This is a genomic window from Mesorhizobium sp. WSM4837 (assembly GCF_055811435.1).
Genome location: NZ_JBVVQE010000022.1, coordinates 13845 through 40029, shown reverse-complemented (window position 1 = coordinate 40029; position 26185 = coordinate 13845). Strand labels below are relative to the sequence as shown.

The 26185-nt window shown below is 59.3% G+C and carries 23 protein-coding genes and 3 pseudogenes; 13 read left to right on the top strand and 13 right to left on the bottom strand.

Going from position 1 to position 26185, the window contains the following annotated elements:
- The first annotated feature begins 13 nt into the window (after nt 1-13).
- Entirely contained in the window at nt 14-301 is a 288-nt protein-coding gene (locus AC0L3D_RS15210) for a hypothetical protein (RefSeq protein ID WP_473644839.1), read from the top strand.
- A 136-nt stretch (nt 302-437) separates the two neighbouring features.
- On the opposite strand, the gene AC0L3D_RS15205 is transcribed toward AC0L3D_RS15210, so the two are convergent.
- A complete protein-coding gene (locus tag AC0L3D_RS15205) occupies nt 438-1961 on the bottom strand; it encodes an anti-phage dCTP deaminase (RefSeq protein ID WP_473644837.1) in 1524 nt (507 codons plus the stop codon).
- A gap of 55 nt (nt 1962-2016) precedes the next feature.
- Between AC0L3D_RS15205 and AC0L3D_RS15200 the strand changes: the two genes are divergently transcribed.
- Nucleotides 2017-2217 carry a hypothetical protein gene (locus tag AC0L3D_RS15200; RefSeq protein ID WP_128177242.1) on the top strand — a complete coding sequence of 67 codons (201 nt, stop codon included), beginning with the start codon at nt 2017-2019 and terminating at the stop codon, nt 2215-2217.
- Between the two features lie 904 nt (nt 2218-3121).
- On the opposite strand, the pseudogene AC0L3D_RS15195 reads toward AC0L3D_RS15200, so the two are convergent.
- The 3 genes and pseudogenes from AC0L3D_RS15195 to AC0L3D_RS15185 all read right to left on the bottom strand — a co-directional run.
- Nucleotides 3122-3253 (bottom strand): annotated as a pseudogene (locus tag AC0L3D_RS15195) (IS256 family transposase); the annotation flags it as partial.
- A gap of 655 nt (nt 3254-3908) precedes the next feature.
- Nucleotides 3909-4376 (bottom strand): recombinase family protein, encoded by a 468-nt coding sequence (locus AC0L3D_RS15190; protein WP_473644901.1) that lies wholly within the window; start codon nt 4374-4376, stop codon nt 3909-3911.
- A gap of 49 nt (nt 4377-4425) precedes the next feature.
- Nucleotides 4426-4605 (bottom strand): hypothetical protein, encoded by a 180-nt coding sequence (locus AC0L3D_RS15185; RefSeq protein WP_287062408.1) that lies wholly within the window; start codon nt 4603-4605, stop codon nt 4426-4428.
- A gap of 63 nt (nt 4606-4668) precedes the next feature.
- Between AC0L3D_RS15185 and AC0L3D_RS15180 the strand changes: the two genes are divergently transcribed.
- Complete coding sequence (locus AC0L3D_RS15180; RefSeq protein WP_353685231.1) at nt 4669-4866, top strand: nSTAND1 domain-containing NTPase; 198 nt, start codon at nt 4669-4671, stop codon at nt 4864-4866.
- On the opposite strand, the pseudogene AC0L3D_RS15175 reads toward AC0L3D_RS15180, so the two are convergent.
- The 8 genes and pseudogenes from AC0L3D_RS15175 to AC0L3D_RS15140 all read right to left on the bottom strand — a co-directional run.
- Nucleotides 4785-5008: pseudogene (locus AC0L3D_RS15175) on the bottom strand (NAD-dependent epimerase/dehydratase family protein); the annotation flags it as partial. The gene AC0L3D_RS15180 and the pseudogene AC0L3D_RS15175 sit on opposite strands and share 82 nt — an antisense overlap.
- A gap of 15 nt (nt 5009-5023) precedes the next feature.
- Nucleotides 5024-6094, bottom strand: coding sequence for a GDP-mannose 4,6-dehydratase (gmd, locus tag AC0L3D_RS15170; RefSeq protein ID WP_128246357.1), 1071 nt, complete (start codon nt 6092-6094; stop codon nt 5024-5026).
- Between the two features lie 325 nt (nt 6095-6419).
- Entirely contained in the window at nt 6420-7757 is a 1338-nt protein-coding gene (locus AC0L3D_RS15165; protein ID WP_287062406.1) for an NAD(P)H-dependent oxidoreductase, read from the bottom strand.
- A gap of 46 nt (nt 7758-7803) precedes the next feature.
- Nucleotides 7804-8337, bottom strand: coding sequence for a dTDP-4-dehydrorhamnose 3,5-epimerase (rfbC, locus tag AC0L3D_RS15160; protein ID WP_128246355.1), 534 nt, complete (start codon nt 8335-8337; stop codon nt 7804-7806).
- Nucleotides 8338-8440: 103 nt separating this feature from the next.
- The gene (locus AC0L3D_RS15155) at nt 8441-9523 is read right to left on the bottom strand and encodes a GHMP family kinase ATP-binding protein (protein WP_128246354.1); all 1083 of its coding nucleotides are present in this window, start codon (nt 9521-9523) and stop codon (nt 8441-8443) included.
- A gap of 33 nt (nt 9524-9556) precedes the next feature.
- On the bottom strand, nt 9557-10612 hold the full coding sequence (locus tag AC0L3D_RS15150; protein WP_473644834.1) for an NAD-dependent epimerase/dehydratase family protein: 1056 nt from the start codon (nt 10610-10612) through the stop codon (nt 9557-9559).
- The gene (locus tag AC0L3D_RS15145; protein ID WP_473630463.1) at nt 10605-11873 is read right to left on the bottom strand and encodes an HAD-IIIA family hydrolase; all 1269 of its coding nucleotides are present in this window, start codon (nt 11871-11873) and stop codon (nt 10605-10607) included. Before AC0L3D_RS15145 ends, AC0L3D_RS15150 begins: the two co-directional genes overlap by 8 nt.
- The gene (locus AC0L3D_RS15140; RefSeq protein WP_473630464.1) at nt 11870-12487 is read right to left on the bottom strand and encodes an SIS domain-containing protein; all 618 of its coding nucleotides are present in this window, start codon (nt 12485-12487) and stop codon (nt 11870-11872) included. The genes AC0L3D_RS15145 and AC0L3D_RS15140 overlap by 4 nt, the downstream gene beginning before the upstream one ends.
- A gap of 166 nt (nt 12488-12653) precedes the next feature.
- Between AC0L3D_RS15140 and AC0L3D_RS15135 the strand changes: the two are divergent.
- From AC0L3D_RS15135 to AC0L3D_RS15095, 9 genes and pseudogenes are all read left to right on the top strand, one after another.
- Nucleotides 12654-12776 (top strand): annotated as a pseudogene (locus AC0L3D_RS15135) (bifunctional Delta(1)-pyrroline-2-carboxylate/Delta(1)-piperideine-2-carboxylate reductase); the annotation flags it as partial.
- 164 nt (nt 12777-12940) lie between these two features.
- The gene (locus AC0L3D_RS15130; protein WP_473644832.1) at nt 12941-13729 is read left to right on the top strand and encodes a WecB/TagA/CpsF family glycosyltransferase; all 789 of its coding nucleotides are present in this window, start codon (nt 12941-12943) and stop codon (nt 13727-13729) included.
- 163 nt (nt 13730-13892) lie between these two features.
- Nucleotides 13893-15212: an oligosaccharide flippase family protein gene (locus AC0L3D_RS15125; protein ID WP_473644830.1), complete on the top strand. Its 1320-nt coding sequence runs from the start codon at nt 13893-13895 to the stop codon at nt 15210-15212.
- Nucleotides 15213-15223: 11 nt separating this feature from the next.
- A complete protein-coding gene (locus AC0L3D_RS15120; RefSeq protein ID WP_473644828.1) occupies nt 15224-17047 on the top strand; it encodes a Wzz/FepE/Etk N-terminal domain-containing protein in 1824 nt (607 codons plus the stop codon).
- Nucleotides 17048-17055: 8 nt separating this feature from the next.
- The gene (locus AC0L3D_RS15115; RefSeq protein ID WP_128246347.1) at nt 17056-18366 is read left to right on the top strand and encodes an O-antigen ligase family protein; all 1311 of its coding nucleotides are present in this window, start codon (nt 17056-17058) and stop codon (nt 18364-18366) included.
- Nucleotides 18367-18694: 328 nt separating this feature from the next.
- Complete coding sequence (locus AC0L3D_RS15110) at nt 18695-19972, top strand: polysaccharide biosynthesis/export family protein (RefSeq protein ID WP_473644826.1); 1278 nt, start codon at nt 18695-18697, stop codon at nt 19970-19972.
- A complete protein-coding gene (locus AC0L3D_RS15105; protein ID WP_473644824.1) occupies nt 19878-21176 on the top strand; it encodes a glycosyltransferase family 4 protein in 1299 nt (432 codons plus the stop codon). Before AC0L3D_RS15110 ends, AC0L3D_RS15105 begins: the two co-directional genes overlap by 95 nt.
- 243 nt (nt 21177-21419) lie before the next feature.
- Nucleotides 21420-22622, top strand: a complete 1203-nt coding sequence (locus AC0L3D_RS15100; RefSeq protein WP_473644823.1) for a glycosyltransferase family 4 protein — start codon at nt 21420-21422, stop codon at nt 22620-22622.
- A complete protein-coding gene (locus tag AC0L3D_RS15095; protein WP_473644821.1) occupies nt 22619-23023 on the top strand; it encodes a recombinase family protein in 405 nt (134 codons plus the stop codon). Before AC0L3D_RS15100 ends, AC0L3D_RS15095 begins: the two co-directional genes overlap by 4 nt.
- A 38-nt stretch (nt 23024-23061) precedes the next feature.
- On the opposite strand, the gene AC0L3D_RS15090 is transcribed toward AC0L3D_RS15095, so the two are convergent.
- Nucleotides 23062-24153 (bottom strand): hypothetical protein, encoded by a 1092-nt coding sequence (locus tag AC0L3D_RS15090; protein WP_473644819.1) that lies wholly within the window; start codon nt 24151-24153, stop codon nt 23062-23064.
- Nucleotides 24154-24496: 343 nt separating this feature from the next.
- Here AC0L3D_RS15090 and AC0L3D_RS15085 point away from each other — a divergent pair, with 343 nt between their 5' ends.
- Entirely contained in the window at nt 24497-26155 is a 1659-nt protein-coding gene (locus AC0L3D_RS15085; protein WP_473644818.1) for a GMC family oxidoreductase, read from the top strand.
- Nucleotides 26156-26185: the final 30 nt, after the last annotated feature.

The window sequence follows — 26185 nt, the reverse complement described above, 5'->3', positions numbered from 1 at the left end:
GACGACAGGCTCATTGCAGCATCTGAAGAACCCACCGTCGACGGTTCCGGCTTGGTGGACGAACAAGCCGCATCGACATTGCTGCTACCATCTGGGCCGAGACGGTACCCTGCTTGGCACGCTTGGCGAACGCTATCTGGCGAGCCGTGGCCTTGCCTATTACGGCGAGGAAATCCGCTATCACGCTGGCCGTCGCATGATGGTCGCCATGATGACGGACGCCATCACGGGCGAACCGTGCGGTGTTCATCGTACCCTTTGCGCGCGTTGCGCATGCGGGCCCCGCGAGGCAAAAAACTGAGTTAGCTATTGCGAAGCGGGGCGACCGGTACGACCGGCGATCAAATGCCCCCCCGGGCATCAAGTCTTCGCAGCCTTTCATTCGGCTTACCGGTTCGCCCGCTTCGCGCGCATTTTTCCAATTGAAAATATGAGGGTCAGCCGTCCAGAGCCTTCCTGGCCACGATCTCCTCAAAGGCGGCGAAGCCGCTTCGTACTACCTTCGATTCAAAGTCGGTGTAGAAGGGAGCTATTAAACTAAGATTAGGACGCTTGCGGTTTCGAATATATGGTTCAAAGCGGCCATCGGCCTTTCTAGATCCTCTTTCGAACAATTCGCGGTATCTCCGCGGCGTTACACCGTGGAAATGCTCAAATTTGACGGACTCGTAAGCTTCGTATTTGCCACGGGACGCACCTTCTATTTGAATCGAATCCGAGTGCAAATCGCCTGCTAGGCTCTTCGGGTAAGGCTCCAAAAAGATCACCTTTTTGATGCCTGCGGACACAATGTGCTTGCCGCACATGTGGCACGGGAAAGTCGTGCAAAATAGTGTCGCATCAGCGACAGATAGCCCCAGCCTGGCCGCGTCAGAAATCGCTGACATTTCGGCATGGACTATCCGGCCATATTCGAGGGCATCCATAAATTGGGATTCCCTCACGGCTTCCTTGGCTGAGAATTCTTCAAAATTAAGTGGAGAACCCGCCGCCGAGAAGATCTCAGCAAGGATTTCGCGTTTTCTGGAATCGTTTGAATCAACGGCGAGAGTGTATTCCCTTGCGTCGAAAGGCGGTTCATCGCACCAGTACGTGCCGCCCCGCGCCTTGGGCACTTCGTTTGAACCCATGCTTATGATTTCACCGGTGGGTCGAAATATGGCTGCTCCGACCTGGCGCGAAAGGTCGAGCGTTCTAAGCGCAGCCGCCTTCGCAGCGAACATTCCGTATTCGAGCTTCGTGGGAGAGAGTGCGTTGGACGAAAATAGTAGTTCCAGAAATCTATTGACCTGCCTGTCCGCTCCATCCTGTTCGACTGCATCGCTATTTACTATGAAGTCGGCATCGTGAAAGATTTTGGTCAGGCGCTGGCCATGAAGGTTCTTTTTCTCGTTTTCATCCCTCGAAACAAGCTCGTGGGCCATGGTTCTTGATTCTGATTGGTCCGCAGTGCCGCGATCATGGGCTATTCTATGCGAAAGATAGTCTACCCTTGATTTCTTGCTAGAGTATACAGAAATTTGGAAGAATAGCCTTCCATATACAGACCGCAAAAGGTCTATTTCTTCCTTTCTCTTAAATTGATGAATGATATAGACACGGTTCTGGTATGATATCTGCTTGTTCTTTTTAAATTCCTGCTCTCTCGTTCTGGCTATTTTAAATACAGTGTACGCGGCGAGCACCGAGTCATCTTTGAACTCCTCTCTAATTCTGTTTCCAAAGTCTATATAGCTATTTATCCGCCTGTCTGTCGGTTTTTTATCAAGAGGCAGATCAATCGATAAAGATTTTTTTAGGACATCAAAATAGTCGGTTACTTTGATGTCGAATACCTCATAGCCTGACACTGCGAAAAATCGCCCTATACTAGAAATTACACCCGCTGTATCCACCCCTACTGGAGAAACAACACCAATGAAGATTTCTGGGCATTCCAATTTTTCTAGTGCATTTTGCACGTTAACGGTCCCTTAAAATTCTGGTAGCATGATTCTGGAAACCGGAGGAACGACCATGCATGGCAAGCTTGGCGTGAAAATAAATAGCGTGACAGTGACATCACGATACGTCGATGGGCTGATAGAGCGCAGCGGAGCCTACTACTCTGCATGGCTGAAACAGGATGGCCGCACCGAGGCTGTCAATCTCCCCCCCAAGGCTTCTGCCCGGACAGTGGTTGTTTCTGCCGGAACCTACCCAGCTAAGGCAAAATAAAACGGCGGGCCGAAGCCCGCCGCCATTTCATTTGCCGTGCTTGGTCGGATCAACCAGCTTATAGGTTGATCCTTTTGACGGCGTCGGGGGCAGAGGCTCATTGCGAACCACTGTCCTTTCGGGTCCTTTGCCACCGCGGGGGCCAATGATCTCATATTGACCAGAGCGCGGAGCGAGTTGACCAGGCCGAAGGGGAGGAGACTTAGCCATTAGTCGTTACTCCTGTGGCTTGCTAAGGAAGCCTCAGGGCGCTAGTTACCGACCTGCTAGGGAGCGGACTCGCGGTCTTGTTCGTCCACTCGGCGCCACATTTACCGCGAGTACGCATGAAGACAGAGGCAGACGGCACGAATCACCGTCTGCCTCTTTTCTATGCAGAAGCTGTTTAGCAAGTAAACAGGGCGCGCTATTCTTCACACAAGAATTAGCATCCAAATAGGTCAGCTCTGCTGCCTCCTGTATTCTAATGGCCGTCCACCAGGCGCCTTTCTCCTTTCAAGGCCCCCCACAACATGACCAAAACCACACAACGCGCCTCAGCGCTGCAAATCAATAGACACGCAGCGGCAGGCCAAAGGGTTTTGGCCGGGGTGGCAAAGCTATGTCCAAGCGAAAGCCAAAAGCTTGCCGGCGATCTCCAGTCGCCTCTCACCCCCGGCTGCCGGGCCTATCCGGCGCGGCCTGAGAGGCCAACCGGAGAGAATGAAATGAACGCTCATGCAACCGTCACGGAAAGATCGGCCGAAACCTGGCAGTTCAGGTTGGGGGAGTGGACATGCCGTCGCTGTTCTGTAGTTGTGTGCGTCAAGTTCTGCAAAAAATGGCGTGGCATTCAGCGGTGACGTTGGCGTGTCCGCCGCGCAGCCCCCGTGTTTAGCGGAGCGGCGGACATGGCGGCCGCGTCTCAGGCGGCTAGTGCCCTCAGGTTCTCCTTCTTGTGCTCGCGCAGATGATCCATGTTGAGGTAGCGGGTCGCCTCGAGCCAGTTCTCGTGGATCTCCACCGCCAATGCCCGAACCAGCCGCAAACAGCTCTCTGCAGCGTCCTTTGCTTAGGCGCGGAACCATACGGAGCGATACGGGAAGATTTCTGATTTTGGCCCGCGAAAAAGACAATCAAATCAAACGTCTCAATACATCCTCCGGGCCCACCATTCAGTCAGCCGGATTTCCGGGTTTTTCGCCCGTCTCAAAATAGCTACGACATTTCCGGGTTAGCGCCGAGTAGCAGCCAACACTTGGCTGAGACTCCGCAGTGAGCGTCCAAAACACCTGTCTTTTGGCCGTCCGTCTCTGTCGGGCGAATTCCGTAGCCAAGTGTTTGCCAAAGCGATGGTTGGCTGATCAGCCAGATGCACGCCGGATTGTGTCAGAAGCCGAGGAGTGTGGCCTGGGTACTCCAGGCGTGCGGCAGGTCAGAGACCCGCGAGGGCTTGTGCGCCGTCAGTTCGACAGTTGATCACCCGCAACGATGCTTGCAGCAATTTTCGGGGCGAGGAACGCGAAGGGCAGGAGGCGGCTCACCTCAGATGCATCGGTGCCGTTGAGGATGGCAACGTCGGTGAGGCTTCGGTTAGCTCCGTCCGTAAGTTGTTTTAGGTACAATTGGTCTCGACGCAGAAGGTCAATCAAAACGCCATCGGGTTCTCGGTCGCTGTGGGATCCGTCTGTAAGCACGATCCGCGTTTCGATTCAGGCGATGCTCAACTGCCGATTCACAGCCTGCGCAGGAAGGCGCCAGCCCTCGGACTCGTTTCGCCGTCGGTCGACGAATTGCTTCGAGACATAGTAGCGGTAGCGGACACCTTGCTTGTTGGCATGAACCGATCGCAATTTCTCGCCAGCTTCGTGATAGAGCAAACCTGTCAGCAGATGAGGTTGCGAGACATTGGAATGGCTTCGCCGCCGTGGCGCTTGCGAGGCGAGCAGTGCCTGGGCCTCTTGGAACATTGCCGCCGTGACGATCGGCTCGCGCTCACCATCGTAAACTTGATCCTTGTGCCTGATCTTGCCGATGTAGATCTGGTTCGAAAGAAGGTGGTAGAGATTGCCGCGACCAAACGGCATGGTGACGGTAACTGATCCGTCCTTGCGTTGTCGCAGCCGTGTCGAGAGCCCCTCACTCGCACTCTCATCGACAAGATCCCGAACCGACTTCAGGGTGAGATAGCGGTCGAACAGGTGCCTGACTGTTTGTGCTTCGGTCTCGTCAATTTACCAGCTTGCGATTGTCGACGCGATAGCCCAGCGGCACCACGCCGCCCATCCACATACCCTTCTTCTTCGCCGCAGCGACGTTGTCGCGAATGCGCTCGGCTGTGACCTCTCGCCCGAACTGGGCAAAGGACAAAAGCACGTTGAGGGTGAGCCCGCCGAGATTGACGAGCAAGCTGAAGGTTTTATCCAGGCCACCGGCGCGCGCATCGAGAGCGGCGGCAGCCGTGCATGTTATGTGCGCGATGCCGGCGCCGAGCGGGCGCTCGTGGTTCTCGGCGCTTCAGGAGCTGGCAAGTCGTCGTTCCTGCGAGCGGGGTTGTGGCCGCGCCTGCGCCGGATGACATTCGCTTCGAGAATCCCGCCGACCTTTGCTGCTGCAAGGACCACGGCGTCGGGCGTGGTTTCTGTCATCCAGCGATGCACGGCGTCCTGATTTCGAAGGTCGAGAACGTCGCGCGGAGCCATTAGGACCTTGCAGTTTTCTTCTCCCATCGCCGCGCCACAGCCGAGCCGACCATGCCGCGGTGGCCAGCCACGAATATCCGTTTTGCGTCGAGCCGATAAGTGTAGTCCATGACCGCTGGCCCTCTCTAGACGCTACTGTCCATGTGCCAGCTCTCTCGCTCCAGACGTTTCAGATCGGCGGTCACCATTTCCGCCACGAGGTCGCTGAACGTCGTCTTAGGCGACCAGCCGAGCTTTGAGCGGGCTTTCGCCGGATTTCCCATCAGGAGATCGACGTCCGTCGGACGGAAATGGCGTGGGTCGACTCGGACGAGGATCTCTCCTGTCTTGCCATCCCGGCCAATCTCGTCCACCCCCTTACCTTCCCAGACGATGACACGGCCGATTGCCCGAAAGGCACGTTCCACGAACTCGCGCACCGAATGGATTTCGCCCGTGGCGAGGACGAAGTCGTCAGGCTCGGCGTGCAGAAGAATCCGCCACATGCCCTCCACATAGTCGCGAGCATGCCCCCAGTCGCGTTTCGCGTCCAGATTTCCAAGATAGAGGGTGGACTGAAAGCCTCGCTCGATACCTGCAACCGCACGTGTGATCTTGCGGGTCACAAACGTCTCGCCGCGCGTGGGGCCTTCATGATTAAACAGTATGCCATTGGAAGCGAACATTCCGTACGCTTCACGGTAATTGATCGTGATCCAATAGGCATAGAGTTTGGCCGCCGCATAGGGAGAGCGCGGGTAGAACGGCGTTTTCTCCGTCTGGGGCACCTCCTGGACTTTGCCGAACAGCTCGGAGGTTGACGCTTGATAAAAGCGCACCCGCTCTTCCATCTTCAGGATGCGTATGGCTTCAAGCAGCCTGAGTGTGCCAAGGGCATCGGCGTTGCCGGTATATTCCGGCGTCTCGAAGCTTACCTGGACATGGCTTTGGGCCGCAAGATTGTAGATTTCGGTAGGGCGCGTCTCCTGAATGATACGAATGAGATTGGTCGCATCGGTCAGGTCGGCGTAGTGGAGAAAGAAGCGTGCGTCCGGTTCGTGCGGATCGACGTAGATGTCGTCGATGCGTTCGGTATTGAAGGAGGAGGATCTGCGTTTCAGTCCGTGGACAGTATAGCCTTTCTCCAGCAGCAGTCTGGCAAGGTAGGCACCGTCCTGACCGGTCACACCAGTAATGAGCGCAATGCGATCTGTCATCGTGTCCCATCCAATCGTTGAGAGCTGTGGTGGCGCCGTCGACCTACGGTCCGCCCCCGCACTCCTCAAATGAAAGGCGAAAGCGCTTTGTTCGACCAGAGTGTCATTGTGGGAGGCACGCCACCAAACGGAGGTAATCCCACCGCTCAATGCCCGTCACAGCTACTTCCCGTGCGTCCCCTTCTGCTTGGCTAGCCTCGTCGGACGTAGCCGCCCGCCGCGAGCGCGGCGGCATGCTTCAGGTAATGAAAGTCGGATAGCGTTCGCGCCATCGGTTCGGCCATCTCGAACCTCCTCGGGCTCGGTCTGCGGAACATCCCGCTAACTAAGAGGTTGTAAGAACCTCGCGCTGCGGTGACGCGGCAGAGGTGCGGAAGAAGACAAGATCCTGCGCCCGGCGCAGCGCGTCGCACAGCCGCCCTATCGGAAGCTCGATGTCGTCATAGCCGAGCACCTCGTCGCGCTTGACGTCGCGCAGCAGTCGGCAGCCCTCGGCGAGCCCGATCGGCACCAGCCGCTCGGCGTGCACCGTCCGCGCGTTCTCGCAGAGGCCATAGGTCATGTAATGTCCGAGGCCATCGAGGATCTCTCCGGCACTAAGGTCCCGCTTGGCGGCGGCCACCACGTCAACGGTTGGTGCGCCCAGGGGCGCAATCGCAGCATCGCGGAAGATCGCGGCCCTCGCCACTGTGAAGGGCACCTCGAAATGACATAGATGATAAGGCCAATAGAAGCAGTAGAGCGGCCCGGGGCCCATCTTGTAGAGTGACAGATAGTGTTTCTCGACGGCATTCTCTGTGGTGCCAAGAACGAAGACGCCAGGGTTGGGCATGGCGCCGACACAATAATCAACTATCCCCGGCCCCTCGAGGAGCTGATTGAGCGGATACCAGCCGACCGCCTCCTGGATCGGGGTCCCGGGCTCGACCACAGGCCCGTACATGCCGCGCTTGGCAACCAGCATGCCTGTGGCGTTGGCGACGATGGCGTTCTCGAATGAGATCTTCGTGCCGTCCGCGAAGGAGGTGACCATCGGGGCCTTCATCCCCCACTTCTTGGCAAATCCCTCCTGGGTCGTCGGATTTCGGTAGGGATCGTGCAGGCCCTTGATGTTCCCGCAAAGCACGGGACGTATGCCCAGGCCCCTGACCCAACGGTAGAGGTTCATGATGACGCCCGGCTGATCCCCCTCCACATTGGTGAGGACCACGCCTGCCTGGTCGGCATACACTTTCAGGATTGGGCCGATCGTGCCGTCGAGTTCGGCATTCATCAGGGCGACATGCTTGCCGTGCCGGATCGCCTGCATTGTGACGTGGGCAGCGAACTCGACCGCGCCCGTCGCCTCGACGACGATGTCGATGCCTTCGGCGTCGCAAATGTGCATCGGGTCCGCCGTGATCGCGCGGCGGCCGCGGGCCACGAGATCCTCAAGCGCTTTGGTGCTGGTCGCCTCCGTCACATCGTCCGCGCCTGCAGCGGCATAGGCCTCTCGCGCCTTTTCCACGTGTCTGTTGGAAATGGCTACGAGTTCCATGCCCGGAACATATCGCAGCATCTGCATCGCGATGCCTCGGGCCATGAAACCGGCCCCCACCATACCCACGCGAATTGGACGCCCCTCAGCCTGGAGCAACTCCAACGCCCGGTCGACGATGAACATTTGCGTCTCCTCTGTAGCGCTCCCGCAAGTTCGTCGCCGAGAAAGGTCATTCGGCGTAGTCCGGCCAAGTTCGGTCCTTATCTGAGATCACCGCCGGCTCACCCACTGGCCACTTCACGGCGAAAGCAGAATCGTTCCAACGAACACCGCGTTCGGCTGCCGGTGCATAGAATTCGGAGACGAGATACGTGGCCTCGGTGTGGTCCTCAATGGTGAGAAAGGCGTTCGCGCAGCCCTTCGGTATCACCAGCATCCGTTGGTTCGCCGCGGAAAGTTCCACAGTGAGGTGCTGCTTATAGGTGGGCGACTCGGGCCGCAGGTCGATCAGCACGTCGTACAGACTGCCCCGGATGCAGCGAAGCATCTTGTCCTCGCCATGGGGAGCCAGCTGGTAGTGGAAGCCGCGCAGTGTATGCTTGTGCCTGTTGTATGAAATATTCATCTGCACGACATGATCCGGAAGTCCCTGCTCGGCAAATTCCCGCGAACACCAGCCGCGAGCGAAAAAGCCCCGCTCGTCTTCGAATTTCTGCAGTTCCACCAGGGTGGCGCCGGGAATATCGGTCTTTGTGAAAACCATCGTAGATCCATTGATCAAATGAGTGTTACGTCGGGTCGCATCTCCGACGCTCTCCTGATGGTTGCTCGCGCCGGCGATCCGCTTGTGCGATCGCGGGACGGCATTAGACTTGCGCCGGATGCAAGAGCCGCGAGCCGTGGACTTCATAGCCGATCGGCACATAGGCTAGGTGTGAAAGTGCGCGTCTTACGCTTTCCCGGCGTTCCGGCTTGACCGCGAACATAAGGAACCCGCCGCCGCCGGCGCCGCACAGCTTGCCGCCTTCCGCACCTGCGTCCCTGGCGAGGTCGTAGTGGCCATTGATCGCCGCGTTACTCACGCGGGACGCCAAACTCCGCTTCATCTCCCACCCTGCGTGAAGGACGGCACCGAAGCGTTCTATGTCGATGATGGGCTCCGAAAAGATCTCCTGAAGCATGAAGGCATCGTCCCGCATCCGCCTGAGCGTATCGAGATTGCTTGACGTGTTCGCCTTCTGCTCTGCCAGCACGGAACTGGCCGGTCGCTGATGCGATGTCCAGAACATCATCAGGTTGCTGAAGAGATGTTCGACGGCGCCATTGCGCACCCGCTGCGGCTCGACCGTTACCGCGCCGCCAGGCTGGAAGCGGAACAGGTTCATGCCCCCGAACGCGGCGGCATACTGGTCCTGCTTGCCAATCGGCTCCTTGAGGATGTGCATCTCGATGTGACATGCCTCTTCGGCGAGTTGGCCAGGGGTGACACGTTCTCCCCGGAATGCATGCAGGGCGTTGAGCAGTCCCACCGTGAACGAGCTCGACCCCCCCATGCCCGTCGAGGCCGGCATGTCTCCGACCGTCGAGATGTAAATCGGCGGTTCGATCTCCAGGAAACGCAGGCATTCGCGAGCGATGTTGTTCTTGATTTCCCCAATGGTGTTTACCTGCTCTGTCTGTGAATAGTTCAAGCGGATGGGTTCATTAAAGATCTCGCTGTGACGCTTGACGGTGACATAGATGTACTTGTCCACTGCCGCGCTGAAGACCGCGCCGCAATCGAGATTGTAGAAATCGGGCAGGTCGGTACCGCCGCCAGCAAAACTGACGCGCAAAGGAGTGCGCGTCAGGACGAGAGACGGTAGACGCTGTGCAGCGCGGTCGATGATGGTCGGAAGGTCCAGTCCTGAGCGGCGCCCCACGGCTTTGGTATCGTCTAGCTGTTCCATATTTTGCCCTCACGAAAATCAACGGAATGAAAATTAGGCAACACGCGGCTGTGCGTTTCGCCAGCGCAGCTGATCATCGAGCATCCCCGCCTTGAGCAAATGATCGAGCCAGCGCAGCCGCGTGAAGCGCTTGTCGGTAAAGTCTTCAAATCTAAGTGCGATCGAGCGGAACGCCTCATAAAGCTCCTGCGCTCCCTTTCGCGCCGTCGACTGAAACTCGAAATCCGGGAAAGTCCGTGAGAACTTGCTGAAGTCCGCCTTGTAGGTCCTTTGGTCCGCGCCCGGCTTCGGTGTCATTGTGAGCTGCGCGCCGGGGACGGCCTCAACGGCGATCTCTGCTATCTCGCGCACCTGAAGATTGAGGCTTTCAACACCCATGTTGAACGCCTCATTGTGGATGTCCTGTAGCGGCGCCTCCAGCATCAATTTGAAATAGCGCGCGACATCCTGGACATGAACCACGGGCCGCCATGGCGTGCCATCGCTATGGACTTCGACACGTCCAGTTGTGAAGGCGCTGCCCATGAAATTGTTCAGCACGGTGTCGAAGCGCATTCGCGGCGAGAGACCATAAACGGTGCCGTTGCGGCAATAGACGGGCGAGAACCGGTCGTCCGCCAGCGCGCGCAGCGCTTCTTCGGCAGCAGCCTTCGATCTTGCGTACTCTGTCTGCGGCGCCAGCGGGGCGGTTTCGTCGACGACGGCGGCTTTCGACATGCCATACATGATGCAGGAGGAGGAAAATAGGAACCGCCGGATGCCGGCCGCCTTGGCCATCGTGGCCAGACGAACTGTCCCTTGCGCATTGATCTGCCTCGTCCAATCCGCGTTGAGATTTCCGATCGGGTCGTTCGAGAGTGCCGCCAGATGGATCACCGCGTCAAAGCCCTGGAGATCCGGGGGTTCGATGGCGCGCAGATCCTTTGTGATCTCGGGCACACTGGTATTGTCGGCTCCCAGGGTGCACGCATGAAAATATCCCATGTCCAGCCCGACCACCTCATAGCCCGCCGTCTGCAACACGGGCACCATGACAGAACCGAGATATCCATTGTGTCCGGTGACGAGAACGCGTGTTGGTTCATTCATGTCTGCCCTGCTCCGCTTTCGAAAGGAGTTGACGGGTGAGGTCCAGAAGCGAGCATTGCTCGCTTACTTGCGCATATAGGCAGTCCGCGGCTTCGGCCGCTTGACGGTCACGATCGTCATCGCCGACAAAGAGTGTGCGTGTGAGGTCGAGATCAAAGTCGCGCTGTGCCTGATACAGCATGCCGGGTTTGGGCTTGCGGCAGTCGCAGCCGTCGTCCCACCCGTGTGGGCAGTGGTAGATCTCCGCGATTTTGCCGCCGACGGCTTCGGACTCGGCGCACATACGCTGGTGAAGCGCCTCGAGATCAGCGGCGGTCATCGCTCCGCGCGCTATCCCTGCCTGGTTCGAGATGATGATTACGCGGTAGCCGGCCTCGTTCAGAAGGGCCAACGCCTGCTTTGCACCCGGAACCCACTCCCACTGGTCCCATGAACACACATATTGAGCCCGTGGCGGTCTGCGGTTGAGTACGCCGTCCCTATCTACGAGCAGGGTTTTTTCGCGCCTCATAAAGCGCTCCGTCGCGGGTAGACGCTCGATCGAGCCCACGCTGTAATAGCGGTGCTCGCTCACGAAGCCGGCGAGGCGATGCTGCGTCGCGAGCGGCGTGTAGATGGCCTCCTCGAAGAGGGCGTCCTCGTCGGGCAGGAGTTCGAGGGCGAGATCGGTCAGTATGGCATAGCTGATCTCGACTCCCTGCAGCCCGGGCGTGGTGCGGAGCCGGTCGAAGACGGTCACATTGTCGTCCGCATCAAGGATCACGCTGCCGCGTGAATAGCCGTCCTTGTTGCTGTAGACCGTGATCATTCCAGGCTTGCCGGCCGCACAGAAGCGTTGCCACAGCCGCTCCATGCGCATCGGCCAGTAATTGTCACAATACAGCAGCAGGAAGCACGGATCTATGAGGTGACGGGCATTGGATACCCGGCTGCTGGTGAGGTCGTCGGGACGGGTGACGGCATATTCGATACTGAGGCCCAACCTGCTGCCGTCGCCGAAGTGGTCCATCACCACATGGGGCAAATACCCGAGTAGAAGAAGAACCCTTTCGAACCCCTCCTGCCGCAGCTGTTCGATCTGGTATTCCAAAAAAGGCCGGCCGAGCACGGGCACCATTGGTTTCGGCCGGTCGAGTGTGATCGGCCGCATGCGCGTGCCACGCCCGCCGGCCAGGATGACCGCCTGGCGCGGCCGGCTGTAGGTGCGGCCCTCGACATCTGCCTTTTGCAGGCGGGGAGAGCTCGGCAGGACAATATTCATTGACCGCGCTCCGGTCGGTCGGCGACGAGGTATCGCGTGATGGCATGACAGATCGCGGCGTGGGCGTCCTCGACGAGTTCGTAGGTGCCTTTTTCAGACCGCACCCATACTGGCTGATCGACGAGCCCTTTAAGCGTGCCGCCGTCAAAACCGACAATGCCGATGGTGGCTACCTTCCTTTCGCGAGCGAGTTCGACTGCCCGCACGAGATTAAACGAGTTCCCGCTGGCTGAAATCACTATGAGCACGTCACCCGGCTTGGCGAAGTTCTCCATCTGGCCGGCAAAGATGCGCTCGTAGCCTTCGTCATTGCCGAGCGCCGTTATCCAGGAGACGTTGTCTGTCAGGCCCATGACCCGGATTGGCCGCCTTCCCGAGCGTTTCGTGGCCTTACCGAGGTCATTGACCCAGTGGGAGGCGGTCGCTGCGCTGCCGCCGTTGCCGGCGACGAAGACTGTGCCGCCCGCATCGCGTACGGCGCGCAGCATCTGTATCGCCTCCTCCACGGCATCCGTATCGATCTGCGCCAATGCGATGCACAGCGATGCCAGATAATCCTGCGCGAATTCTTTGGGCTGCAACCAGAGGGCATCATCCGCGAACATTTGCGACATCTCACCACTCCCTGATCGATCGCGAGCTCTGTCACCTCGATTGCTGATAGGTGAGCTCCATCACAGCCTGCGAGCACTTCGAGTTCAATTGCTATTCCGACGGGAAGCTGGCGGGCGGCGCGCTCACCGGAGGTACCTAAAAGGAAACTCCCTTGTTCTCTCCGTTGCGGCCGGCACGTCGACAGGCGGCCATATCGGCGTCAACATCGTCACAGTGTCGCCCGACAACAATGCCGTAGGCAAACCCGCGGTGATAGGGCTTTGCCTCCTGCTCGACGGCGCGACGGGCTGCGCATTTCATGCGCTCTTTCGGCACCACGAAGAGAACAAGGGAGTTTCCTTTTAGGTACCTCCGGTGAGCGCGCCGCCCGCCAGCTTCCCGTCGGAATAGCAATTGAACTCGAAGTGCTCGCAGGCTGTGATGGAGCTCACCTATCAGCAATCGAGGGTGGCATGACAGAACTCGCGATAGATCCGGGACAGTTGCGCGAGCAAGTGCTTGAGATACCCGTGCACGCCCTTGACTGGGCGCAGGCAGTCAACTGCGTCTTCGACTGGGCCCTACGGCGGGAGAGCCGAACGGTTTTCCTGGGCAACGTCCACAGTGTCGTCACCGCCCGCCGCAATCGCGCCCATGCCGAAGCGATGGATAGCGCCGACCTTGTCGCGCCGGATGGAGCGCCGGTAGCCTGGGTCCTGAGGCGGCAGGGACACCCGGATCAGCCGCGCATCAGCGGACCGGACCTGATGTGGATTTGTTGCCGGAGAGCGTCAGAACTCGGCACGGAAATGTTCCTGTACGGCGGCAGCCCCGGCACCCTCAAGCGTCTTGAACATTGCATTCGAACCGAGTTTGCCGGCGTAAACATCGTGGGCTCTTACTCACCTCCGCGCCGCCCTCTGTCGGCCGAGGAGGATGAGGTAGTGGTCAGAATGATCAATCAGTCCGGTGCGAGGATCGTGTGGGTGGGGCTCGGATGTCCCAAGCAGGAAAGCTGGATGCAGGCGCATCGCGGCCGGATCAATGCGGTCATGCTGGGGGTAGGAGCAGCTTTCGATTTCCACGCCGGAGACGTCAGGCGGGCGCCGCAATGGATGCAGATGAGCGGGCTGGAATGGCTGCACCGGCTCTTCCAGGATCCCCGCCGCTTGGCGAGCAGGTATCTCGTGACGAACAGCCTGTTCATCCTGGCTTTGCTGCAGGCATCGCTCCTTCCCGGGCGCGGAGTTCGTAACGATTAGAGGGAGGGCGGAACCAGTGAACACACTCGGACCGCCGTGTTGCCGATTTGCGCCAACTCCTCCACGGGCGGCTGTTTTTGGCTCTGCTGCAGGGAGGCGGCGCTGCCCATATCTGGACGGTGTGGTTTGCATTGCCTCGACAGGCACCTGACTGGAGGCTACCATGACTCTGAGCAAACAGGCCGCCAGTCTGGCTGTCCTGCATGCCATCGACGTCCTGCAGCCGCTGATCATCTTGCCCTATGCCGGGCGCGTCCTCGGACCCATGAGTTTCGGGCAGTACGCGTATGCGCTCGCCATCGGTCAACTCGCTGCCTCCGTCGTAGCCTATGGATTTCATTGGACCGCGCAGCGCAGGGTTGCTTCCCTTCGATACGAGCCGGCGGAGATCGCGTCACTCGTTGCTCAGGTCATGGCCACCAAGGCAGTGCTGTTCGTTGCCGTATGCCTGGTTGGCCTTGTGCTGGCCGGCGACGTCCTGGCGCTCAGTAGGCCGACATTCCTGTGCGCGATGCTCTCGGCCGCCGGCAGCATTATTTTTCCGGCCTGGCTCTTCGTCGGCCTGGAACGCGCCTGGCAGGCGGCCGTCGCGGTGGTTGTTGCTCGCGTTCTGGCGCTCGTCTGCTTCGTCGCCATGGTCGCATCACCTGACCAGGTCGCGCTCGCCGTTGCCATCCAGAGCGCAGTTCCCGTCGTCAGTGGCGTCATCTGCTTACCTTTCATCCTTCCGATCGGGTTCGGCGGCTTCAGGTCCGTGACGCTTTCGACGATTGGAATGCAGCTGCGCAATGGCTGGAGGGGATGCCTCTTCTTAGCCGTGGAGACTGCCCTCTTCACCCTCCCCGTCGCCCTTGTCGGGCATTTTGAAGGTTATGTCGCAGCCGGACAATATTCTGTCGCCGAAAAATTCCTATTAGCCGCGCGGGTATTTTTCAAGTTGCTTATGGATACCTTCATACCGAGGGTCTCATACTACGCTCATGTCGACCCGGCTGCCGGGATACGACTGATAAGGATATCATTATTCACCGTAGCAGGCGGAACGGCGATGAGTATTGGAATGTTCTTTGTTGCCCCATATATAATATTGATCCTATTCGGAGATGAATTTTCAGGGGCGATACCTATCGTGCGCGCAATGGCCATTATACCATTGCTAATGAACATAAATACATTCACATCGAATATATTCATGTTTAGTTACGGCTATGAAAATGAATGGGCCGTCCTTAACGTATCCGGTCTGCTAGTATTCCTGGTGGCCACATATTTTTTGTCTTTCGTCATGGCGGAGCAAGCCATTGTTTATGCGCTGGTGGCGAAGGAAGTCGTCGTGCTGGTGGTTTCAGCCGGCTTCTTCCTCATTGGCGGAGCGGCGGCCCTTCGCACGGCGGCGGCTTGCGACGCAGGCCGGGTGCGAGGATATCCGCCGGCGTCCCAATCCGCGCCGTTGGAGCACGACGCCGATCGTTTCCGGTCGTAGGAGAGCATAGTATGTTCGCCACTGATCACTTTGTCCTTCAGCCGTCGGGGTCGCCTCATCAGCCGATCCCCCCCAAGGATCGCGACGAGCTGACCGCGAAAGACATCTTGAGATTTGTTCGAAGCAGTTGGCGCCTTTGCCTCCTCTGGATTGTCGTGAGCCTTGGTGTCGGTGGCGCATATGCGGTCCTTTCGCCTGGATATTACACCGCCTACGCGACAATCCTCCTTTCATCTCCGCCCGCTTCGCAACCGGGCGAAGCTGAGGCAGATGAGCGGGTCTATGTAGAGAGCCAGATACAGGTCATTCAGTCGGACGAGGTCGTCGGACGCGTTGTTGACCACACTGGCTTAGCGGAAGACGAAGAGTTTGTGATGGATGACAGCTTGCGCGCGCGGATCTCCAGCTATGTGCGGAGCCAACTAGCATATCTCTTCGGCACCGAATTGCCGAGGGTCGAGCCCAATATTCGGCATCAGGCGATGGTCCTTGTGAGGCGCGCGTTTTCCGTTCATCAGCTGGGTTCCTCCCGCGCCGTCGAGATCGGGGTCACCTCTTCCGATCCTCAGTTCTCGGCCCTGCTCGCGAACGCGATCGCCGGCGGTTACATCGGAAGTCAGCGCGAACGCCAGCAGGCGGCTCGCGCGGAAGAAACATCTGATCTGCACAAGCGGCTGGCGGAACTTCGGGAAAAGGCTTTTGTGACCGAATCACCGAAGAAACTCCCATCGGACCCTGAATCTGCGGAGAGGGCAAGAGTCCTTTTCCGCGAGCAGCAGAGCGCGGCCGAGGTTTATCGCTCGCTTTACAATGCCCTTCTGCAGCGGACCCACTCCGATTTTAGCGCCTCGTCGCTGATCCCGAGCGCAAGGGTCATCACCGCGGCCGAACCGCCTCGCCAACGCAGTTGGCCGCCAACGGTCCTGATGGTAGCGCTCTCCGCTATGGCCGGTGGGATTGCCGGCGTTGGTCATGCATTGATCAGGCAGGCAATGAACCACCGCCTGATGACGGTCGAGGATGTGCACAGGTCGACCGGCCTCGATCGGATTGTAGGGATCCCCAGAATTCCCCGCCGCAGGTGGAATGTCGTGTGGCCATGCGAGCAGTCTTTGCAGCCCGTCTACTCAAAGGACGCTCCCGAGCTTCACAGCTCGCTGAGCAAGATTGCCACCCGGATGCGCGGAGTTCAGGGCCGCCAAGTGAGCAAGATTGCCACCCGGATGCGCGGAGTTCAGGGCCGCCAAGGCGGATTTGTAATCGGCGTTGCTTCACCCCTCGGCAAGTCCGGAAGCTCCACGGTGGCGGTTCATCTCGCAAGGGTCATTGCGGCGACCGGGCAAAAGACACTGCTCGTTGATGCCAATTGGCAAAAGCCATCAATGGACCAGCCAATGCTGAACGCGGAGCCAGGTCGCAAGCTCGCCAGGGCGTTTGCCACCATTCCCGCGGATCAGGAAGGGCTGGAAGTTCTGGTTCTCAGGCCCACGGGGTCAATCTCCGACTTGAATGCCTCGCTCTCGATCTCCGCTGCACTCCAGCATCTGCAGCAAGAATACAGTTGTATAGTGGTTGATTTTCACAGCACCGACCGCACCGCTGATCTGGAAGCGGCCATGGGCGTCCTCAGCGAGGTCCTCCTGGTGCTAAAGGCACGCCTCACTTTCGCGGACCATCTCGAGGGAATCCTGCGCATCATCCCTAGAGAGAAACTCTCGGCAGTAATTTTGACCAGGATCAACCGTGCGCCATCCTTCGCCGTGCGCCGCCGCACTGATCGCGGGAACCCACGCGGACCAATCTGGCTCGTGAAGGCTTTCAGTCCTAACCGGTGACACAGGTCATGACCTCGCCAGCGACATTGTCACGCAGGAAGGGTTCAGAGCCGGTCGACCTCGTTTGCAGCCATTCCCCTGACGTGCTCGACTACACCCTCTTTCTCTCCGGCATTTGGCTGGCCTGCGCCCTCGCAATATCCCTGCGCCTGCTTGGCCCTTTCTTCGTAGTGATCCCGGTCGGTGTCTGTCTGGCCTATGCCGTGCTGCGGCAGACGGTGCCGCCTCGTCTGCTGGCGGTCTACACCGCCTTCTGCCTCTTCATTGCCCTGCTGTCCAGATACGGGCTGATGCCGGATTCCTGGCAGGTTCACTTCCTTCAAGAAGCAGTCATAAGGCAAATCGTCCCGATTGTAGGATTCTTCGCCGTCGCATGGGCATCCAAGGCTTATTTCCGCCGCAGGCTGATGAGCGGCAATGCTTTTTTTGGTGCACCCGTTTTCCTGTTCCTATCTCTCGTTGTCGCGCCGGCGGTGATGTTTCAGCAGGACGTGCAATATCAGGGCGCATCTCCGCAAGCCACGATACCGATTCTTTATGGTTCGCTGATCAATAACATGGTCATTGCCATGTTTTTCATTGCAGGCGGTATTTTTCTGACGAACGACTGGCGCCGATACGGCGGCATTTTGCTCTTATTGGGAATAGCCCTCGCCAGCCCCTTGGCTCAGTTCAAGGTGCTCGCGGCCACGATGATCGTCATTCTAATTGGCGTGCCCGGCCGGTTGATGGCCGCAGCTCTGGCGACCGCACTGACTTCGGCCTATGCCGTCGGGCTGAACTTTATACCTCAAACCTTTGCTCTGGACCCGAACTCCGGGATCCGACTCGAGTTCATTTCGGACGCACTCGCATCCCTTGCGGATACATACGGATTTGGCATCGGATTTGGGAAGGAATCGGTCCGATGGCGATATGAGTTTCCCGGGTTCGAGGATATTACCTTTCTTCCCGACACCAGGAATATTACGCATGCCAAAATGCTTGAGATACTCTCGACCGGAATTCACAATTCGTTCTTTCAAGCCATATTGCGGACGGGGGTCATTGGTTTCATTTTAATCGTGTCTGCCATTTTGGTGGCCTTCCCGCCAAATCGACTGCCACGCGGTGTTCGCAATCATGCGTCCACAGTCTTCATCACGATTTTCCTCGCCATGTTCGTCAATCCAGTCCTGGAGAGCCCTGTACAGATTGTGGGAGTTGGTTTCTCATACGGCTATTTGATTGCACTTCGCGCCAGCGTTCCGGCCTTGGCTGTCGAACCCCCTCCAGTTGAACCGGGTCGAACGCAGCATTGCGCTTGTTCATACATCTGACGGAACATGGATGCGGCCCACCCGACATCGGCGGGCTATCGGTCTCGGTAGAAGGGGATCGCTTTGTACCGATTTTGGCGCGGCAGGAGCAGGAGAGCCGTCCGCTGATGTGCCCGCTCTTGCGGCGGCGCCGTGCCGCTTCCATGAGGAGTGCCTCGAAAGAGCCAGCGAGCCAGCCATTTTGCCTCGGCCTCGGCTATGGCTCCTCTGGTACCATAGAGCCATCCACTGCGCAGGTTCGCCCGCGCCGGAGAAACCCGTGCTAAGTCGCCCGTAGAGATACGGGGGCAACCCGTTGGGGGAACCCATGAAGCTGTTGAGATCCTTGTTGTCGGCGCTGTCGATGACCATGGCTTCGACCCGCCTCGCTTCGTTCGCTGGCGCCATCGCTCTGATTCCGACAGCGGCACTTGCCGACTACACGCTACAGCCCGGAGACACGCTGGAAGTATCGGTCCCTGGTATTCCGGATTTCAGGCAGCGATTGCTGATCGGAGTGGACGGCGAAGTGAACTTGGCGCTGGTTGGAGCGGTTCAAGTCAGCGGCCTTTCCATTCAACAAGCGCAGGAAATAATCGCTGGCAGTCTCGCCAGCAAGCAGTATCAGCGGGGGACCGCGGACGGCCGTGAAGTAACGCACCTGATCCAGACCGACCAGGTCTTCGTTTCGCTTGCCGAATACCGGCCCATCTATGTTAATGGTGATGTGGCCAAGCCGGGAGAGTACATCTTCCGGCCGGGTATGACCGTCCGACAGGCCGTGGCGGTTGCGGGGGGCTACAGCGCTGCCCAGGTTCGCATCGCCAATCCGCTCATGGAAGCGGCCGATTTCCGTTCCGAGTACAAAGCCCTATGGGCGCAATTCGCAACGGAACAGGCTCGCATTTGGCGCCTTCGCACAGAACTCGGCGAAGAAGTCGAACATGTCAAAAACGTGCCGGTGCCTGAGGCGCTCGCCGAACGATTGAAGCAAACGGCAACAGCGCATATCGAAGCTCGTTTGTCAGACAGTGAAAATGACAAGGAGCTTCTGCGACGTGCTGTCGAGGAGACTAACCTGCAACTGGGCCTCCTGTCTGAAAAGAAGAAGAAGGACGAAGAGGGAAGCCAGGCCGACGCCGACGATTACGAGAGCGTCAGGACGCTGTTTCAGAAGGGCCTGGCGCCGACCACGCGCCTATCTGAAGCCCGTCGAGCGGTGCTTATGTCATCAACCCAACTGCTCGATACGATCGTCCAGGCATCGAACATCGAGCGCCAGCGCGGCGAGTATGTCAGACAGCTGAACAAGATCGACAGTGAACGACAAATCGCGGCCTTGGGAGAGCTACAGGGGGCCTATATGAATCTGGCCCAGATCTCGGCGCGTCTTGAGGGTACCGCGCAGAAGCTGGCGCTTACAGGTCAAGCGCAATCCACCCTGCTGACAGCCGCGGGTCGGCCCGAGATAACAGTCCATAGAAAGCGAGAGCAGGGCGCCGAGACGCTCCCCGGCAGCGAAGATCTCGGGCTTGCGCCCGGCGACGTTGTGGAGGTCGTTCTGCCAAAGGTCGACTTTTCCGGAGCCGTCGCGTCGTCGCCACGGGCGTCCGGGATGCCGAATTGAGATTCGGACGGGGCGGACTGCGATGCGCGTCTTAATGGTTCATAATTTCTACCAGATAAGGGCCGGAGAGGACAGCGTGGTTCGGGAGGAGCTCGCGTGCCTCAAGCAGAATGGGGTCGAGGTCGAGCTGTTCTCCGCCACGAATGACGATATCGTGCGGGTCGCGCGGAAGATTTCTACCGCCCTGGGGGTTGTCTACAACTCTCATTCACGGCGGGCACTGTCCCGAAAATTGGCGGAATTTTTACCGGATGTCGTCCATATCCACAATTTCTTTCCTCTCCTGAGCCCCTCCATCCTGGATGCGTGCCGCGAGGCCGGCGTGCCATCAGTAATGACCTTGCACAATTTCAGGATCCTCTGTCCCAGTGCCTTGCTTTATCCCGATGAGAGGCTTCGGGAGCGAAGTCTCCGCCACGCCTGCTGGTGGACTGTTCCGAAGAAGGTCTACAGGAATTCCCTGGCGGGCACGCTCGCCCTTGCCGCAATGGTCGAGTTTCACAAGAGAGCCGGCACCTGGTCCCGCAAGGTCGAGCGCTTCATTGCCCTCACCGACTGGGCCAGGCGCAAGCTTGTGGAAGGCGGCCTGCCGGCCGAACGCATCGTCGTCAAGCCCAACGCTGTTGCCAGGCCGCCGATCTTCGGTGACCTTCGTCGCAATGGAGGGCTGTTCGTCGGACGACTGGATGAGCACCACAAGGGAGTGGCCACGCTGCTCGAGGCGTGGAAGGAGATCGACTATCCGCTGCGGATCATCGGAGACGGGCCGTTGGCTCCGCTTGTCGAGCAATCTGCGTGCGAGCGCGTGGAATATCTCGGGCGTCAGTCGCGCGAGACGGTGCTGAAGGAGATGCATGCTGCAGCATTCCTGCTCTTTCCGTCGAAAGGGTATGAATTGTTTCCCATGACAGTCATCGAGGCCTTCGCATGCCGGCTGCCGGTCATCTGCTCGGATCTGCCGTGGATCAAAGGGGTCGTGGAGCCAGACGTCACCGGCCTTGTCGTTCCTGTCGGCAATGCCGGCGCGTTGGCCGATCAGGTGCGCTGGGCGCTTTCAAACCGATCTGCCTTGGAGGAAGTGGCAGGCCGGGCCTATGCCGCCTATCAGGAGCAGTACACGCCCGAAGCAAACTTCAATCGGCTGATGGCCATCTATGAACCCCTGGTCAGGCGCCCGATCCGGGCCTTCGCGGCGGTGTCGTGAGGTGGGCCGGAACATGCGCCGGCAGGAACCGACCAGGGCTGCCGATATGGCAGACCAACCTTCACGCGTCAACGAGCGCAGTGCGGGCCGGGTACTCCCCATTTTTCGTTTATCGATTGCCCCGAGGATCGATCCTGCCGCCTCGCATACTTCGGAGAGGTCCTCTTTTGCTTCCATTGCTGAAACACGGTGCCACTGGGGGCCGCGGCCGCCCGCAGGCACTTATTGTGACGGTTTGATCGAATGCGCATTGTCTTGACCCGGCGCGAACCCTTGGATTCACCTGATGGTGTGAGCATCTTCATTGTGGCACTTGCCCAAGCGCTGCTCGAACTGGGGCACCAGGTGCAGATCGTGGTCGGCACCTTCGAAAGCCCCGCAAAATTTCAGCGACTTCTTTCGCCTCGCCTCGAGTTGCCGATAATCGGATTGAGCCGCACGCCTTTGACCGGACCGGCCTCAGTCGCGGCATGGCTGCGGGCGATCGGTATCATCAATCGGTTCCGGCCGGACCTTGTCATCCACAGCGAGACGGTGCCGCTACCGTTGCGTGGCACGATCGTCCAGATCGTTCACGATCTCGAGAGGCGGAAAGGGGCGCTTGCGGCAGCATGGCGAGCCATTCGACGCGCGAGCATGCGGCGCTGCCACTACGTCGTCGCCTCCACGACCGAGCTTCAGGAGGAACTAATGCGAGATCTTGGGCTGCCAAGGGACCAAATCCTGAAAATTCCCAAATGCATCGATCGTCAGTCATATGCGTCTCGTGGGCTGGCAGAGCGCGAGCGGGCAATCCTCCATGCCGGCACCTCGCCGTACAAGGTGCCTGAGGCGACGATTCGGGCATTCGGCGCCCTCAACGACCCTTCCGTACGGCTCTACGTGACGGGTGACATCACAAGACCGGTGCGGGAGGCTGTCGATGCGCTTCCTGAACCGATAAGGCGGCACGTAGTCCTTCTCGGCATGGCAGAGGGAGCACGCGTTCGCGAGCTACACAGCCGCGTTCGCGTCGCCGCTTTCCCCACGCGCTATACGGTTCCTGTCGCCTCAGCAACGGTGATGGAGGCGATCGCCAGCGGCACACCCATCGTCGGGACTTCAAGGCTCAGCCGGGATCTCCTCGCGGATGGCGTGAATGGGGCAGTGGTCGAGCCACAGCCCGAGGCGATGGCCGCAACGCTAAAGGCGGTGCTGGACAATGATGACCTTTGGTCGCGTTTGTCGGCGGGTGCCCGCGAGAGGGTTAGACAGTTCGATGCTCACAGTGTTGCAAAGCAATATCTGGAGCTCGCGAACCCCTCCGGATTGCGGTCCAACATCGGAATCTCGGTGAAGGGGGAGGAAGACAAAGGGACTGACGAACCGCGGCTCGCGCGTCAGCGGCTTGTCGGGCTCCTTACATCCCATTACCTGAAAGCTTCTTACGGTTGGGGAATGCGATGATCATCGGCTACTGTCGTATCAACACCTTCGAACCCACAGCAAGGCTTGAGGCGCAAAAGCTTTATCTTGCCCGCTTGGGAGCCGAGAACTTCTTCTGCGAGAAGACCAGCATATTCGGTTCGACGCCGGAGCTGGAGAGGGCGATCGCATGTGCCGGGAAAGGAGACGTGATTGCGATCACGAAGCCGTACCGTGTTGCGCGCACAACCCGCGAAGTGCTGGCGCTCATCGAAAGGCTTGGCACCAAGGATGTCGGTCTTCGCATCGTCGACACACCTATCGATACGAGCACGACGACGGGACGCATGATTCTTGCATCAGCGCCTCTCTGGACGCTTGGGATGTCCCCGTCGCGGTCAATGCTGTCAGACCTGCTTCACTTTTGGCGTCGTCGTCGGTAGGGCCTCGTCGGATTCGACGCACTAGCGCACTCCTCTGCTCACTGCCAGTTGAAGGCAAGCCGCAATGGCGGTCTGGGATCAAATGCCGTGCGCTCGATGGACCAACCGGCATGCACGGCCGCCCTTTGCCAGATGATGTTGCGGGGATTGGCGAGCGCGTAGACGCAGCAGTCCCTAACACTGTGCTTTTCAGCGCCTTCTGATATTCGGGTATGGAAGGACAGGCCGTTGGATGTCGGGGCGTCCCTGCCGTCCCGTGGCTCATTGTAGGTGTCCCGGCTTCGGCAGCGGTTGAACGAGCAACCGCCACTGCCGACCTTACCCTGCGGAACGGCCGAGAAGGCGCCGTTGCCCTGTTGAACGGCATCGACGTCATCGACCCGGCAATTGAAGCTTCCCTCCAGCATGACGCCAGCGCCCGTGGGGCTGTTGTTGTAGACGACGAGTCCACGTCGAATTGTACAGCGATCCGAGTGAAAGGCGGAAATATTGTCCTCGGTCCAGGAGGTGGGCCCGTTCTCGGCCGAGAATTCTTCCAGGCTCGTATCCGGAGAGCGGTTGAACTGCACATTCTGTCCACGGGGGAACGGCCCGCGCGCGTCGTGGAGTTCGAGGAACCTCATCTGGATGCCTGGACAGTCGACAACGTAGATATTGGAGGAGCCGCGGGACGCCTTGACACGGATGATGATCGCATCGAGGCAGCTTTCCAGCTCTATGTTGTTGCGGTTCTGGCTTGGTCCGGTCCCCGAGGGGGGAGCCCCGACATGATCGATCTCGAGATCCTGCAAGCGTATTCCGGCGGCTCCCCGGGCGTATATCCCGCTGCCCATGGCATGACGAATGCGGCAGCTGCGGACGATGACGCCCTGATGGAGTGCCGTGATCCCGTTGCCCTGGGGCGCATGAATGTCAAGATTTTCAATGATCTGCCCATCCGCGCGCGTGAGCACGGGTCCACTTGGACGCAGAAAGGAGACGGCACCCCCGAACCATTTACCGCCCGATCTCCCTTGGGCCAGATGCACCGCTGCACCGACTACACCCGAGGCAGGCAGCGCCAGCAGCCCGGCAAGGAGACGGCGCCGGTCAAGGCGCGGGGGTTCAAGAGACTGCCGGCCGCCCGACATGGAATCTATCAGCCCGCCCAGTTCGGGTGCTAAACGTCGACTCGGCTTGTGCGGAGACGTCGAGGTGGCCAACGAGATGCAGATAAACCCAACCTCTCGGCACGGCGGCTTCTTCGGCTAGGTTGTCGTCAGGCATCCCCATTTCCCCCTGTGCGCCAGCGGCGCAGGTTCCCGAAGAATGCACTTCGGCGGCAGGCTTTATGCCCGCACAGGACTCCGCACACCATCTCTCCATTCCGCCCGCCGCGAAAGCCCTTCATAAGGCGTAATTCCGATGGGCAAAGTGCCATCTGCCGGATTTCCTGCCATTCTCCGAAGCTGGTAATAGGCGGAGCGCGAGGCGATGTCGGTTGAAGCGGACGTCTTTGACTATGTGATCGTCGGAGCCGGGGCGGGAGGCTGCGTCTCGGCCAATCGTCTCGCGGCTGACGGGACCAATACGGTCTGCCTGCTCGAGGCGGGGCCGGCCGACAGCAGCATCCTTCTGCACATTCCGGCGGGACTCTACAAGACATCCTCGAATCCGAAATATGCCTGGCAGTTCGAAACGGAGCCTAGTCCGGGGACGGCCAACCGTTCTATTCCGATGTCGCAGGGCAAGACACTAGGCGGTTCGACCGCAATCAACGGCATGAACTACAACCGCGGCGCGGCTGCGGACTTCGACGAGTGGGCCCTCCAGGGCAATCGAGGCTGGGGCTACGCCGACGTGCTGCCCTATTTCAAGAGAACCGAGCGGAGGCTTGGGGCATGCGATCCCTTCTACCGCGGGACGGACGGACTGCTTCCAATTACAGACTGCGATTGGCGACATCCACTATGTGATGCATTCATCGAGGCGGCGCTCAATGCCGGTATCCCGCGTAATCCCGACTACAATGCAGCAAGCCAGGCCGGCGTGGGCTACTATCAGCGCTATATCGACAAGGGATGGCGCGTGAGCGCAGCGCGGGCTTTCCTACGGCCGATCGCTAGAAAGAAGAACTTGGACGTCCGCACGAACGCGCAGGCCACTGCCGTCCTGTTCGAGGGAAAGCGTGCCATCGGCGTTCGATATGCACGAGGAGGGCCGGGTCATCCCACGAGCTGTGTGAAGGCCCGTCGGGAGGTAATCCTCTCCGCTGGCGCGGCGAACTCACCAAAGCTGCTGCAGCTGTCAGGCGTCGGTGCTGCGAGTATGCTATCCGGCCTTGGAATTCCGGTCGTGCACGAATTGCCCGGTGTCGGCGCAAATGTTCAGGACCATTACATCGTCCACCTGATCGTCCAGGTGGAGGGCATCGAAACGGTCAGCGGAAACGGCGTCGCCCTCCTGCGCGAGGCAGCGAAATGGATGCTGGGCCGCCCGAACTTTCTCGCCGTCAGCCCGTCGCTCGTCTACGGGTTCGCCAACTCGCGGGATCTTCACTCCACCCCGGATATCCAGCTTGACCTTGCCTTGGGCAATTATACCGATCACGGCGCGCGGCGGTTTCCGGTCATCAAGCTTGGCTACTATCAGTTGCGGCCGAAGAGCATCGGACATGTTCGGGCGGTCTCGGCAGATCCGTTTCAAGCTCCGCTCATCCAGCCCAACTATCTCGCCGATGATCAGGACCGACAGGTCGTTATCAACGGCATGAGGACTGTGCAGCAGCTGTTTCGGGCCCCCGAGCTAAGGCGCTACAACTGCACGGAAGAGCTTCCCGGCCCGAAAATAACGGACGACGCCGACCGGCTCCAGTTTGCCCGCGAAATCGGGCTGACCGCCTATCATTTGTGCGGATCGTGCCGGATGGGCCCATCCGACAGTGCTGCATCTGTCGTGGATGACCAGTTGCGGGTCCACGGCCTCAAGGGCCTGCGGGTCGTTGATGCTTCCATCATGCCCTCCGTTCCCTCGGCCAACACTTCGGCCACTGTCTTTATGATCGCGGAAAAGGCAGCAGACATGATCCTGGGTCGGCAACCCCTCCCGGCACTGGAGCACTATGCGCCGGGCCAACCTGCGGCGGCCGAATAGTTGAAAGTCGGCCGACAACTGCCGGGAGAA

Excerpts from the sequence above, each read along its gene's own strand:
- rfbC (WP_128246355.1), bottom strand. The coding sequence starts at position 8,337 with ATGGTTTTCACAAAGACCGATATTCCCGGCGCCACCCTGGTGGAACTG.
- AC0L3D_RS15125 (WP_473644830.1), top strand. The coding sequence starts at position 13,893 with ATGACTCTGAGCAAACAGGCCGCCAGTCTGGCTGTCCTGCATGCCATC.
- AC0L3D_RS15085 (WP_473644818.1), top strand. The coding sequence starts at position 24,497 with ATGTCGGTTGAAGCGGACGTCTTTGACTATGTGATCGTCGGAGCCGGG.
- AC0L3D_RS15095 (WP_473644821.1), top strand. The coding sequence starts at position 22,619 with ATGATCATCGGCTACTGTCGTATCAACACCTTCGAACCCACAGCAAGG.
- AC0L3D_RS15150 (WP_473644834.1), bottom strand. The coding sequence starts at position 10,612 with ATGAATGAACCAACACGCGTTCTCGTCACCGGACACAATGGATATCTC.
- AC0L3D_RS15200 (WP_128177242.1), top strand. The coding sequence starts at position 2,017 with ATGCATGGCAAGCTTGGCGTGAAAATAAATAGCGTGACAGTGACATCA.
- AC0L3D_RS15130 (WP_473644832.1), top strand. The coding sequence starts at position 12,941 with ATGACAGAACTCGCGATAGATCCGGGACAGTTGCGCGAGCAAGTGCTT.
- AC0L3D_RS15145 (WP_473630463.1), bottom strand. The coding sequence starts at position 11,873 with ATGAATATTGTCCTGCCGAGCTCTCCCCGCCTGCAAAAGGCAGATGTC.
- gmd (WP_128246357.1), bottom strand. The coding sequence starts at position 6,094 with ATGACAGATCGCATTGCGCTCATTACTGGTGTGACCGGTCAGGACGGT.
- AC0L3D_RS15120 (WP_473644828.1), top strand. The coding sequence starts at position 15,224 with ATGTTCGCCACTGATCACTTTGTCCTTCAGCCGTCGGGGTCGCCTCAT.
- AC0L3D_RS15100 (WP_473644823.1), top strand. The coding sequence starts at position 21,420 with ATGCGCATTGTCTTGACCCGGCGCGAACCCTTGGATTCACCTGATGGT.
- AC0L3D_RS15140 (WP_473630464.1), bottom strand. The coding sequence starts at position 12,487 with ATGTCGCAAATGTTCGCGGATGATGCCCTCTGGTTGCAGCCCAAAGAA.
- AC0L3D_RS15115 (WP_128246347.1), top strand. The coding sequence starts at position 17,056 with ATGACCTCGCCAGCGACATTGTCACGCAGGAAGGGTTCAGAGCCGGTC.
- AC0L3D_RS15155 (WP_128246354.1), bottom strand. The coding sequence starts at position 9,523 with ATGGAACAGCTAGACGATACCAAAGCCGTGGGGCGCCGCTCAGGACTG.
- AC0L3D_RS15165 (WP_287062406.1), bottom strand. The coding sequence starts at position 7,757 with ATGTTCATCGTCGACCGGGCGTTGGAGTTGCTCCAGGCTGAGGGGCGT.
- AC0L3D_RS15090 (WP_473644819.1), bottom strand. The coding sequence starts at position 24,153 with ATGTCGGGCGGCCGGCAGTCTCTTGAACCCCCGCGCCTTGACCGGCGC.